Source organism: Simiaoa sunii, assembly GCF_014337175.1.
Classification (GTDB): Bacteria; Bacillota; Clostridia; order Lachnospirales; family Lachnospiraceae; genus Acetatifactor; species Acetatifactor intestinalis.
Genome location: NZ_CP060633.1, coordinates 3,278,372 through 3,291,632, shown reverse-complemented (window position 1 = coordinate 3,291,632; position 13,261 = coordinate 3,278,372). Strand labels below are relative to the sequence as shown.

The 13,261-nt window shown below is 48.7% G+C and carries 9 protein-coding genes; 8 read left to right on the top strand and 1 reads right to left on the bottom strand.

Going from position 1 to position 13,261, the window contains the following annotated elements; genetic code table 11:
* The first annotated feature begins 45 nt into the window (after positions 1-45).
* Positions 46-2,433 carry an ATP-dependent zinc metalloprotease FtsH gene (gene ftsH / locus H9Q77_RS15245; RefSeq protein ID WP_249326093.1) on the top strand — a complete coding sequence of 796 codons (2,388 nt, stop codon included), beginning with the start codon at positions 46-48 and terminating at the stop codon, positions 2,431-2,433.
* Positions 2,434-2,626: 193 nt separating this feature from the next.
* On the top strand, positions 2,627-3,031 hold the full coding sequence (locus tag H9Q77_RS15240) for an amino acid-binding protein (protein WP_118550997.1): 405 nt from the start codon (positions 2,627-2,629) through the stop codon (positions 3,029-3,031).
* An 815-nt stretch (positions 3,032-3,846) separates the two neighbouring features.
* Here H9Q77_RS15240 and H9Q77_RS15235 read toward each other — a convergent pair.
* Positions 3,847-4,710, bottom strand: a complete 864-nt coding sequence (locus tag H9Q77_RS15235) for an SPL family radical SAM protein (RefSeq protein ID WP_249326091.1) — start codon at positions 4,708-4,710, stop codon at positions 3,847-3,849.
* Between the two features lie 190 nt (positions 4,711-4,900).
* On the opposite strand from H9Q77_RS15235, the gene H9Q77_RS15230 reads away from it, so the two are divergent.
* From H9Q77_RS15230 to H9Q77_RS15205, 6 genes are all read left to right on the top strand, one after another.
* The gene (locus H9Q77_RS15230) at positions 4,901-5,839 is read left to right on the top strand and encodes a glycoside hydrolase family 113 (RefSeq protein ID WP_118547817.1); all 939 of its coding nucleotides are present in this window, start codon (positions 4,901-4,903) and stop codon (positions 5,837-5,839) included.
* Between the two features lie 67 nt (positions 5,840-5,906).
* The gene (locus H9Q77_RS15225; RefSeq protein ID WP_249326089.1) at positions 5,907-6,995 is read left to right on the top strand and encodes a GDSL-type esterase/lipase family protein; all 1,089 of its coding nucleotides are present in this window, start codon (positions 5,907-5,909) and stop codon (positions 6,993-6,995) included.
* Between the two features lie 101 nt (positions 6,996-7,096).
* The gene (locus H9Q77_RS15220; protein ID WP_249326088.1) at positions 7,097-8,086 is read left to right on the top strand and encodes a peptidoglycan recognition protein family protein; all 990 of its coding nucleotides are present in this window, start codon (positions 7,097-7,099) and stop codon (positions 8,084-8,086) included.
* Positions 8,087-8,265: 179 nt separating this feature from the next.
* Positions 8,266-8,916, top strand: coding sequence for a ribulose-phosphate 3-epimerase (rpe, locus tag H9Q77_RS15215; protein WP_249326086.1), 651 nt, complete (start codon positions 8,266-8,268; stop codon positions 8,914-8,916).
* A gap of 125 nt (positions 8,917-9,041) precedes the next feature.
* Positions 9,042-9,596, top strand: a complete 555-nt coding sequence (locus H9Q77_RS15210; protein WP_249326085.1) for a phosphatase PAP2 family protein — start codon at positions 9,042-9,044, stop codon at positions 9,594-9,596.
* A gap of 67 nt (positions 9,597-9,663) precedes the next feature.
* Complete coding sequence (locus H9Q77_RS15205; protein WP_249326084.1) at positions 9,664-13,257, top strand: glycoside hydrolase family 2 TIM barrel-domain containing protein; 3,594 nt, start codon at positions 9,664-9,666, stop codon at positions 13,255-13,257.
* Positions 13,258-13,261 lie beyond the last annotated feature (4 nt).

Here is a 13,261-nt window from a genome sequence, read left to right as displayed (position 1 = left end):
TAGAAAAAATAGAGACAATAAAATAAAGTAGAAAATGGAGATGACATGAGAATATTATCTGAATCATATAATAACGGCTATGGCTCCGGTAACGGCGGCAATGGCAACGGAGCTCCCGGCAGCGGCAACAATAGCGGGAACGGCAATAACGGTAACGGAGGCAACGGAAATCGTCCACCAAGGCGTCCCAGTATCCTGATGATGATCCTGTCCGGTCTGATGACAGTGATCGCCATATTGATGTTGTATAATGCATTTTTCGGAACCGGCAATGGTACGGAGGTGTCTTATACGGATTTCCTGAAGGATCTGGAAGCGGATAAGGTGGAAGCAGTAGAGGTAAATAAGGAAAGCGGTGTGATCACGGTACAGCTGAAAAAGGAAGCGGCAGCTACGCCGGCACCTGACAGTTATGTGACCTTTTATGGTATTACGCAGAAGGCAACGCAGTCTAAGACGGTATATTATACGATGCTGATGGAGGATCTGGATACTTTGACGGGCAGATTACAGGAGCATGGTGTGACGGGTACCCGTATCAGCAGTAATACCTCCAGCTTTTTGATGGAGATTCTGGTAACGGTAGTATTACCTGTAGTGCTGATCTGGGTCGTAGCCGGATTCCTGTTCCGTAAAATGGGCGGCAGTGGAGGTCCCATGGGCGTCGGCAAGAGTAATGCCAAAGTATATGTACAGAAGGAAACCGGTGTTACTTTTAAGGACGTAGCCGGCGAAGACGAAGCAAAGGAATCTCTGGTGGAGGTCGTGGATTTCCTGCACAATCCCCAGAAATATTCCAAGATCGGCGCAAAACTTCCCAAGGGAGCCCTGTTAGTGGGACCTCCCGGAACCGGTAAGACTTTGCTTGCAAAAGCAGTGGCAGGTGAGGCACATGTGCCGTTCTTTTCCCTGACAGGTTCCGACTTTATTGAGTTGTATGTAGGTGTGGGCGCCAGCCGTGTCCGCGACCTGTTCAAGGAAGCAACCAAGAATGCTCCCTGTATCGTATTTATCGATGAGATCGATGCCATCGGCCGCAGCCGTGATTCTAAGTACGGCGGAGGCAACGAGGAGCGGGAACAGACCCTGAACCAGTTGCTGTCCGAGATGGATGGTTTCGACAGTTCTAAGGGTATCCTGATCCTGGGTGCGACGAACCGCCCGGAGATCCTGGACAAAGCTCTGTTACGTCCCGGACGTTTTGACCGCCGGATCATCGTAGACAAGCCGGATCTCAAGGGACGTGTGGAGATCCTGAAAGTACATGCCAAGGATGTGAAGATGGATGAGACCGTAGATCTGGATGCTATTGCACTGGCGACCAGCGGTGCGGTAGGTTCCGATCTCGCCAATATGATCAACGAGGCTGCCATCAATGCCGTCAAGGAAGGCAGAGAATTCGTCAGCCAGAAGGATCTGTTCGCAGCAGTGGAACAGGTACTGGTAGGTAAGGAGAAAAAGGACCGCATCATGAGCAAGGAGGAGCGTCGTATCGTATCCTATCATGAGGTCGGTCATGCACTGATCAGTGCCCTGCAGAAAAATTCCGAGCCGGTGCAGAAGATCACCATTGTGCCCCGTACCATGGGTGCGCTGGGGTATGTCATGCAGGTACCGGAGGAGGAAAAATACCTCAACACCGAGGCAGAACTTCGGGATATGCTGGTAGGACTGGTGGGCGGACGTGCCGCTGAGGAAGTAGTATTTGATACCGTGACCACAGGTGCAGCCAATGATATTGAAAAAGCTACTTCTATTGCCCGTAATATGATCACCCGTTACGGTATGAGCAAGCGCTTCGGACTCGTGGGACTGGCTACTGTAGAGAGCCAGTATCTGGAGGGAAGAACCGCGCTGAACTGTAGTGATGAAACGGCAGCAGCCATTGACGAAGAAGTCGTTGCCATGATCAAGGAAAGTTATGATCAGGCATTACAGATGCTTCGCGAGAACAGAGAACTGATGGATAAGCTGGCAGCGTTCCTGATCGAGCGTGAGACCATTACCGGTAAGGAATTCATGGAGATCTTCCGCAGAGAAAAGGGATTGCCCGATCCTGAGGAAGAAAAGAAGGATGCCGCGGAAGGCGCTACCGGTCAAAAGACTGAGACAAAAAAGGATGAGACAGATAATACGGTTGCAGATGCAATGAAGGGAAACAACATTGACGTGACCATCGGTGAGCAGGTTATGACTTCCACAGATCCGACATTTCAGCCGCTTGCCTTTGAGGACAGCTTGCAGGAAGCAAAAGAGCAGACAACATCGGAGAATGCAACGAAGGAAACTGCCGGCGAGGCTTCTCAGAGTGACGCAGCTGTGGAAAAACCTGAAAACAAGACTGAGACTTCAGCAGAATCGAAGGATTCCAAAGATCCCAAGGATCCTCCCCAGGGACCGGTAGGATTGTTCTCCCATGGAACGATTTCCTAAAATGAAAAATGACTTTAATTTAAACTCGAGTTTAGATTAAAGTCATTTTTGGTATGTAAGCGATAAAATAAAATTAGGAAAGTACAACTCTGGGTTGATTATTTCGTGAGATTGCTTTATCATAATAAAGTGTCGGGAGATTCCTGGACAGACTGCATTATCAGTCAGATCGCAATGAGGAGGTAATACCGAAATGTTGAAACAGTTATCTATTTATGCTGAGAATAAAAAAGGAGCCCTGCAGACCATCACTAATGCGCTGTATGAAGCAGGCATCAATATCTGGGGTTCCGTGACCAACGATGGAGCCGAGTACGGCATCAACCGCATGGTCGTATCCGATCCCGAGAAGGCAAAAGAGGTCCTCACAGAGAAGGGCTACCTCTGCCGTTTCGTGGATGTTCTGGCAGTAGAGATCGAGGACAAGCCCGGTGCATTGAACACCCTGCTGACCGCGCTGTTAGACAGTAATGTCAATGTGGACTACACCTATCTGTCCTTTAACCGTGATTCTTCTACCCCTGTCATGATCCTGCATACCGCAGATCCTGAGGAAGTGGAGATCTGCCTGAAGGCGAAAGGATTCAAGATGGTATAGCACCTGTGTCCTTTGCAAAATTGAGAGTTACGAGCCATGCAAAGTCAAAACAGAAACAGCGATCTGGGAGCTTGCTCACAAGTCGCTGTTTTTGTTTTTGACTTTATACGGCGACAGCCGTCAATGAAATAAATGTGGAGCGCCCTTTGCGACACATTTATGAATTGGGTGCATGGCTCGTAACGTAGGGTTGCCGTAGACCCCACGAACGTCCGCGGCGAACGGAACATCACGCCTTGATGTCGCGTCTCCAGGTGTGAATTTTCTACGAAAAGTGATATAGCGGTTCTAATCCGCACGGGCACGGCTCCAGTTGCCATCCATGGCAACATCCGCCTGTCGTGAACCTCCTGTTCACTCCGCCCTGTCTATCAGCACTTTTCAAGAAAATATCAACACCCTCCGACAGACATCGCGGCATGACATTCCGTCCACCGTGGGCGTTCTGTGTTTTGGGTCTATACAGAAAAAATGAGTTGTGGGATACTAAATTTGTTGCAAATAGCGCATAAAAAGATGAATATGGGTCTATAGGGAAAAATTTGCCTTTCAGATACTCAATTTCTTCAAAATGAGCATCTCAGAGCCAGTTTTTTTCCTATAGACCCATGAAGTTTTTCAAGAAACCAGTAGCCCCGGCTGGGTATAAGAATAAGCAGTGCCGTAAGCAGACGTCGGTACCATAGCGTCCTAAGGGACGCATTGCGGTCGCATTGTGACCGCCTATGTACCGCTACGCTCTGCGACAGAGCGCGAGCGTGCCGCGTTTCTTATACCCTGCTAAGGGCTACGGGATTATTTCACTAACTCTCAATTTAAAATAATGTCTGCTGCACGTATCTCTCGGGGAATTCATGCAGGTAAGTAAAGCATTTCTTCGGGGAACACAGCATACCATTCGCTACGCAGGTATTTTGAATCAGTGCCATAAGCTCTTTTGCATAAGGACTGGGAATATCGTAGGCATTTCCGTAGGTGCTGATATATTTTTGCCGGATGCCGGGGAAATCACGATCCAGCGCCTGATAGAAATATTCCCGGTCGCCTTCCCGCAGCGTGACACCAACATCGAACACCAGAATCCCCTGAACTCCTGCCAGCAGGCAATAATCAAGCAAGCCTTCTATATTCTCCCTGGTATCGTTAATAAAAGGAAGAATCGGTGTCATCCACACAAGAGTCGGTATTCCCAACTCTTTACATCGCATCAACACTTCAAAACGCTCTCTCGTAGTAGACACATGCGGTTCAATCTTACGGCACAGCTCCTCATCATAAGTAGTGAGCGTCATCTGCACGACTGCTTTGGCCTTCTTATTGATAGATTGCAGCAGATCCAGATCCCGAAGCACCAGATTGGATTTTGTGAGTACCGTAACGCCATATTCATACCGATCGATCAGTTCCAGACATTTTCTGGTCAATTGAAGCTTTTTTTCAGCGGGAAGATACGGATCGCACATGGCACCTGTACCGATCATGCATTTGTGCCGTTTTGAACGTAATGCCTGCTCCAGCAGTTCAGGAGCATTTTTCTTGACCTCGATATCTTCAAAGGCGTGTGTAAAACCGTAACATCTGCTGCGGCTGTCACAATAAATGCAGCCGTGGGAGCATCCGCGGTAAATATTCATTCCGTTATTCTGAGATAAAATCCCCTTCGCCTGGACAAAATGCATGGCAATATTCTCCCTCATTTGATTGTATAACTTTGTTTTTATATTAACATAGGAAAAGTGAGAAAACAAAAATAATTTTAACTAAAATTAAGCTAAAATAGCTAGCTAAATAAAGATAATAATGATACAATACAAGAACGGAGATTGGAAAAGCTTTACGATAAAACAATTATGGAAAGGAAAACTTTTGATGCAGAAATTTGGTACAGAAAAATTTCATGGGGTGAATTTTGCGGTATTTCCGCACAAAGGCGTACTGGGATCTGGAGAAGCCAGAAAAAGTATGGAGGAAATGGCGCATAAGACCCACGCGAACTGGGTGATACTCACTCCCTCGGGGATGCAGGAAACCCCTTATAGCGAAGAAATTCGTTTCGATGGGGAGAAAAGCTGCACGGATGAAGAACTGTGTGATATGATTCGCTTTGCGAAGAGTCTGGGATTAAAGGTGGCATTAAAGCCTACCGTGAATTGTGACAATGGTGTCTGGAGAGCAAGGATAAGCTTTTTTGATCATGATGTTCCCTGTGAACCGAAGTGGGGCAACTGGTTTGAAAGCCATATTGCTTTTCAGAAGCATTATGCACAGATCGCACAGCGGACAGGGTGTGAATTATTTCTTACAGGCTGCGAGATGACGATGACAGAGCACCGGGAGACGGATTGGAGAAAGCTGATCGCAGAGGTCCGCACAGTATATGACGGGCCTGTCGGTTATAATTGTGACAAATACGGAGAAGATCATATTACATGGTGGGATGCAGTGGATGTGATCGCTTCCAGCGGATACTATCCCATCGATGATTGGGAGAATCAGTTGGATCGCATTGAAGAAGTAGTAAAAAAATACCAGAAGCCTTTTATTTTCTCGGAGGCTGGATGCATGAATATCCATGGTTCCGCGCTGGTGCCGAATAACTGGGAACTGCAGGGCAAAGAGGATGATGCGGAACAGGCAGACTGGTATCTGGCAATGTTTTCTGCCTGCGAAAAACGGGACTGGGTGAAAGGCTTCGGAATCTGGGACTGGCCGGGAAGTATGGAAAGGAAGAGTCCTTATGCAGTTTGCGATCGCCCTGCGGAGGCTGTGATAGCCGAAGAATATAGCCGTTGTGCCAAGAATCGGTGATCAGAGAGCGAGACATCGAAAATCAGAACGACAGATAAAACAATGCACAGGGAGGTATGGCAGAAAAATGGAGCAGCCAACAAAGATAGTCAGCGTAGCAGCATTGCCGCAGGTACGGGTGTTGGGACGCACCACGGGAACGGATGTGGTGAACTTATTCTGGACCGGAAGCGGAATAGAATTTATCTATACCGGCAGTGAAATTCAGGTGGAGGTAAATGCCGATTACGACGCTTATGAACCGTGGCTTGCGGTGGAACTGAACGGTGTGCAGATCAGTAGAGTTCCGTTAAATAAAGGGAAAAATGAAGTGTGCCTATTCCGGGGGATGACGGTAGGAAAACCGAAGCATGTACGGATTCTGAAAGAAGTACAGGCAATGCATCAGGATCCCGGGCATCTGTTACAGATTGTGGGATTGCAATATGCAGACGGTGAATTCCAGCAGCTGCCGGAGCCGAAGTACCGGCTGGAATTTGTGGGGGACAGCATTACCAGCGGGGAAGGTACGGTGGGGGCCGTCTATGAGGAAGATTGGATCAGTGCCTTTTTCTCTGCAATGAATACTTATCCCCGTATGGTGGCAGATGCATTATCCGCAGAGTATCGTGTGGTATCTCAGAGCGGCTGGGGAATTGTCACCGGATGGGATGGAAATGTGGAGAATAAGATTCCTCCGTTTTACACACAGGTCTGTGGCTTACTCACCGGGGAGAGGAATGCTTCTTTGGGAGCGTTGGAAGACTATGATTTCGAGGCATGGCAGCCGGATGCGGTAATTATCAATCTGGGAACCAATGATGCCACAGCGATTCAGTCCGCAGCGGAACTAGGGCAGGAATGGGCAGGAACACGGGACGTAGAAGAAGTTAAAGAGATCCTGACAACAGCTATCTGCGATTTCCTGAAAGTAGTGCGGGAAAGCAACCCCACAGCACAGATCATCTGGGGTTACGGTATGCTGGGAGACAACTTCCTGTCCGTCATCCGGGAAACTGTGGAAGGCTATGCGGAGCAGACCGCCGATTCCCGGATACACTTTTTGCAACTTCCCGACACTACACCGGATACCGTAGGCAGCCGCCTGCATCCCGGTGTGAAAGCCCATCAAATTACCGCGAAAGAGATCGAAACATATCTGCAAGAACTGTTATAGGAGAAATTTATAATTTCTTAAGAAAAATGTGACGTAAAATGTGACAATTCCGCGTTATATTGAAACCCGTAGAAAGTAATTCATTCGGAGGGACTGGCAATATGATGCAGGAAAATCGTTCGGGCAGACAGGCAGAGATCCATATAACGCAAATGCGGAGGAATCCGTATTTGGTGGATTATCAAACCGGGAAAAATACGGGCAGACATATAGGAAGGCGCATAGATCAACGACATCATAGTGCAGTGCCCCAGCAGGAAAACAGAATCCGCCAACAGAAACAGAAAACTGCGGCTGCTGTATCTGATGGAAACGTATGCAGAGACAATACCTACAACACGCGCACAAGACAACGCCTGACGAGGGCGGAGAGACAGCGTCGCCGCAGACGGGCAAGAATCCGCAGATATATCCGGATGACTTTGCTTTGTGCAGGAATTCTGGTAGGAATCGTCGCATTGACAAAGCTTTTGAAGGTGCCTGCCAGTACTGCGGAAGCCAGCACACCGATGGAAGCAATAGATATGGCGCAGCAGGTGGAAAAAGGGATTGAGAATACCATGGGGACTAGGATCCAGGGACTGGCGGCGGAGACTTACGCAGCGCACCCTGACTGGACGGAGGATTTCCTCACGGTAAATGAATATTCCAGACCGGGAGATCCTTTGACGGAGGTGAATAATATTTTCGTGCATTATACTGCCAACCCCGGCACCAGTGCGGCACAGAACCGCAGTTATTTCGAACAGCTTAAGGACAATCATGAGCGCAGTGCCAGCGCGCATTTCATCATCGGCTATAACGGGGAGATCATCCAGTGTGTTCCTTTGGATGAGATCGCTTACGCGGTGCAGACCCGTAACGAGGATTCCATCTCTATCGAATGCTGCTATAAGGCGGACAACGGACAGTTCACTCAGGAGACCTACGATTCCCTGATCAGGCTGCTGAGTTGGCTGATCGATGCCTATGAACTGGAACCGGAGGATATTCTCCGCCACTATGACTGCGGTGGGAAAAAATGTCCCATATACTATACAGAGCATGAAGATGCCTGGGAGCAGTTAAAAGAGGATGTCAAAAATCTATAGAGAATTACGTGATCACAAGACACGAAGAGAGGAACTTTTTCCAAAAGGAAAGGTTCCTTTTAGTTTATCTTGTTTTAAGAATACAAGTTTGTTAGAATAGACGCATACGGAATACGATTTCCTTTTCAAAGGGAAAAGTGTTGCAGACAAGGCCCTAAGGGGCAGAAATGAGGAGTATCATGAATATTTTATCACCTTCAATTCTTTCGGCGGATTTCTGGAAGCTGGGAGAGGATATCAAAGCTGTGGAAGGAGCCGGTGTACCCTGGCTGCATGTAGACGTGATGGACGGACTGTTTGTGCCTTCAATCTCTTACGGAATGCCTGTCTTGAAGGCAGTGAGACCCCACACAGACATGTTCCTGGATGTGCATCTGATGATCGAGAAGCCGGAGCGCTATGTGGAAGAGTTCGCTGCCTGCGGTGCGGATCTGGTGAATTTTCATCTGGAAGCCACAGAAGATGTGAAGGGATGCATTGATAAAATACGTGCCACCGGCAAAAAGGTTGGCATCACCATCAAACCCGCCACCCCGGCAGAGACCGTGGAGCCTTATCTGGAACTGGTGGATATGGTACTGGTCATGACCGTGGAGCCCGGTTTCGGCGGACAGAAGCTGATCCCGGAATGCCTGAATAAGGTAGCGGTGATCCGTAAAATGATCACGGACAGAGGACTTGCTACCGATCTGGAAGTAGACGGCGGTATTCATCTGGACAACGTAGTGCAGGCATTGGAGAAGGGAGCCAATGTTATCGTGGCAGGCTCTGCTGTGTTCAAGGATGACATCGCAGCCAATGCGAAGGCGTTCTTAAATAGAATGCAATAATTTTGAGAAAACGATTGCCTGCGTAGTGACGGCAGGATTAACAGCGTGAACGCCTAGTGGAAGGCGCAGACTGCCGACAGACGGTGACGTAAGGACAGACAGCCGTCTGCGGAATGGAGAGCAATATGGAGTTACAGATATTACATGCAATTCAGGGGATCCATCAGGAATGGCTGACAGAGATTCTTCGTTTTTTTACTACGATGGGAGAAAGCGGTCTGGTATGGATCGTTATTGCGATTGTGCTGACCTGTATACCTAAGACCCGGAAATGCGGCCTGACGATGATGATCGCCATGGCCGTTACATACCTTGTGGGAAATTTGTTCTTGAAAAATGTGATTGCCAGACCCCGGCCCTGCGCAGTGGACACCGGTGTGACGCTGAAAATTCCGTTCCCTTCGGAATATTCCTTCCCTTCGGGACACACTTCCAACGGTTTTGCCGGAGCGGTGACCATTTTCAGCTATTATCGTAAGGCAGGTATTTTAAGTCTGCTGGTGGCAGCAATCATTGCTTTTTCCAGACTCTATTTCTTCGTGCACTATCCCACGGACATTCTGGGTGGCATGGTACTGGGAACATTGGATGCAGTACTGGCAGTTTACATAGTAAAACGTTTGGAAGACCGAGTGGATGTGAAGACCATATCAGACAACGATAAGACGGGACACAAGTAGGAAAAGCAGCACTATAGAAGCAGGAACCTGACAGGAAACGATATGGACAGAAAGGGTAGAAATTTCGATGAATAGCAAAACGTTATGGAATGATAACTGGTATTTTGCCAAAACGGAATTAGGTGTGAACTGGGAAGACAGGCAGATCTGGGAAGCCAAAATGCAGCCGGTGGATCTGCCCCATGACTGGTTGATCTATGATACGAAGAATCTCTATGAAGACAGCATCGGCTGGTATCGGAAGAACTTTGCCTATGCCCCGGATAAAACAGGAAATGATGACCGTGTCATCCTCCGCTTTGAAGGTGTCTACATGGATTCTTCTATTTATGTAAATGGTGAGCACCTTGGCGACTGGAAATACGGCTATTCTACCTTTGACTGGGATATTACGGATGCTTTACATGAGGGAGACAATGAAATCGTTCTGCGTGTTGTATTTCAGGCGCCCAACAGCAGATGGTATAGCGGTGCAGGAATCTACCGGAATGTGTGGATGATCCGGCTGCCGGAGACACATATTCCTCTGGACGGCATCTACATATCTTCTGTTGAGACGAACAAGGGTTATGACCTGACTATCGACACGGAACTGGAATGGGGAACAGATAGTGGAAATTATGAACTGGAATACTGTCTGCGAGATACTGATAACAGCAAAAGCCCCATAGAAACAGAAACCTCGGAGCTCTTCCGGGTAAAACAGCCCCTCACCTGTGGACAGAACAAGATATCCATGACGATCCCTGTGGATAATCCGAGGAAATGGGACATTACGGATCCTTACTTATATGATCTACAGGTATGCCTGTGGAGAGAGCAGGAGACCAACAGCCGGGAACTATGTCAGCAGGAATATTTCCGTATCGGCTTCCGCACCATACAATTTGATCCAGACAGGGGTTTTTTATTAAATGGCAGGAAGATCCGCCTGAACGGTACCTGTGACCATCATGACCTCGGAGCACTGGGCGCGGCTTTCCACAAGGAAGCTATGCGCCGTAAGTTTAAACTCATGCGTTCCATGGGCGTCAATGCCCTGCGGACTTCTCACAACATGCCGGCAGTGGAAGTGATGGAACTGGCGGACGAGATGGGATTTCTGGTATTGTCTGAAGCCTTTGACATGTGGGAGATGGCGAAGAATCCATATGATTACGCCAGATTTTTCAAGGATTGGATGGAGAAGGATGTCCGCAGCTGGATCCGCAGGGACCGCAATCACCCCTCTGTTATCATGTGGAGCATTGGCAACGAGATCCCGGATACTCATGCGGATGCCCACGGACAGGAGATCACCGAAAGCCTCATTGCTGCGGTCAGAAAATGGGACTACCGAAATGTGGCACCTGTGACCATCGGCTCGAACTATATGCCCTGGGAAAACGCACAGAAATGTGCAGATATCGTGAAGCTGGCGGGATATAATTACGCGGAAAAATATTATGAAGAGCACCATAAAAAGTATCCGGACTGGATCATCTACGGAAGCGAGACTTCTTCTGTTGTACAGAGCCGCGGCATCTATCATTTTCCACTGGATCGGGCGACTCTGATCGAAGCAGACGAACAGTGCTCTGCTCTGGGCAACAGTACTACCAGCTGGGCAGCCAAAAATACGGAATACTGTATCATTATGGACAGAGATACCCCCTATTCCTGTGGACAGTTCATCTGGACAGCTATTGACTACATCGGTGAGCCGACACCTTATCAGACGAAAAACAGCTATTTCGGGCAGATGGATACAGCGGGATTTCCGAAGGATTCCTACTATCTCTTCCGCGCAGAGTGGACAGATGTGAAAAAAGATCCCATGATTCATGTCTACCCGTATTGGGACTTCAATCCGGGACAGCAGGTGGATGTGCGGATCACCAGCAATGCTCCGGAAGTGGAACTGTTCGTAAACGGCGTATCACAGGGAAGGCGGCAGATCGATCATGAAAAGGGAACGGTATTGCAACCCTCCTGGAAAGTACCTTATGTGCCAGGTAGTATCTGCGCTGTGGCTTACGATGAGACCGGCAGAGAGATCGCAAGGCAGGAGAGACATTCCTTTGGCAACACCGATCATTATGTATTAAAAGCAAACAAAACTACTTTGTGTGCCGACGGCGAAGATATGATCTTCCTGGAGATCGCGGCAGAAGATAAGGACGGACATCCCGTGGAAAATGCTTCCGATTATGTGAGAGTGACCGTGGAAGGCGCCGGACGTCTCGTAGGTTTGGACAATGGTGACAGTACCGATTACGATGCCTACAAGGGAACTGTCCGCAAGCTGTTCCAGGGGAAGCTTCTGGCGATGATCGCTGCGAAAACGATCCCCGGAGAGATTCGTGTGACCGTGGAGGACGCATGGACAGCCACGGCGAGCATGACCGATGAAACCGTCATCGGAATGGCCGCAGCAGTAGTCGAGACTCCGGATAATACGGCAGCTGCCGGGCACCGTACGGCGACAGTGACGCTTCATGCTATCGAAGCACCGATCCGTCCCGGCATCTGTGCAACAGAAGAAAACAGAGAATATCCGCCTGCCTTCGTGGAACCCGGATTCGTGCCGGTACGAAAACTGGAACTGAGCGCAGCCATAACGACACTGACACCGGAAAACCCTTCTGTACTGCTGCATACCTGTATTTATCCTATGGAAGCCACTGACCGTAAGCTTCTGTGGAGCATTACGGATGCTACAGGTATTCCCAGCTCGATCGCAAAGCTGGAAGAGCTTCCGGACGGTGAAGGCATCCGTATCACAGGCATCAGTGACGGAAGCTTCCAGGTGAGATGTATGTCCCGCAACGGTACCCCTTCTGTGAAAATGATCTCACAGTTGGAGTTTCAGGTGGAGGGAATGGGACAGGCGTTTCGGTCACCTTATGAACCGGTTACTGCTATTTCCTATGACACAAGCTTTGGCGGGGATGTGAGCCGCGGTGTGGAGAACAGTGCCGGAACGGATAAAGCACAGCCTACCGGTCTGGTCTATAGATCCATGGATTTCGGCGAATTCGGGAGTGATGAGATCACGCTGGCTATTTTTGCGAATGATAATGACCCTCACAGAATTCAAATCTGGGAGGGAGAACCCGGGGAGAATGCATCCGGATTCGGAGAGACGGGAGAACTTGTCGGAGAAGTCACCTATCAGAAGCCCGGCATCTGGGAGGTCTTCCAACCGGAGACATTTACACTGTCCCGGAGACTGAAAGGCGTGGTAAATCTGACAATTGTGTCGGAAGATAAATTTTTCCTGAAGGAGTTTCATTTTACCAAACAGGAGAAAGCTTATGCGAGACTGTCTGCCCTCACAGACGGCGTTACTTATGGAGACAGCTTTGTGAGAACCGAAGATGCCATTGAACAGATCGGTAACAATGTTTCCCTTGAGTTCAGTGATATGGACTTTGGAACAGATGTTTCTGACAGTATCGTCATATGCGGAAGGACACCTCTGCAGCACAATACGATACAGTTGCGATTCAGTAATGGGGAGACGCAGGTACTACCCTTCCCGCATAGCGGGGAATATCGTGAGATGCGATTCCCAATACAGAAAGTGACGGGAGAACAGAAGGTGACATTTGTCTTCCTACCGGGCTGTAATTTTGATTTCAAATGGTTCCGGTTTGAAAAAAGTGGATCGGAGGAGTAAGAGA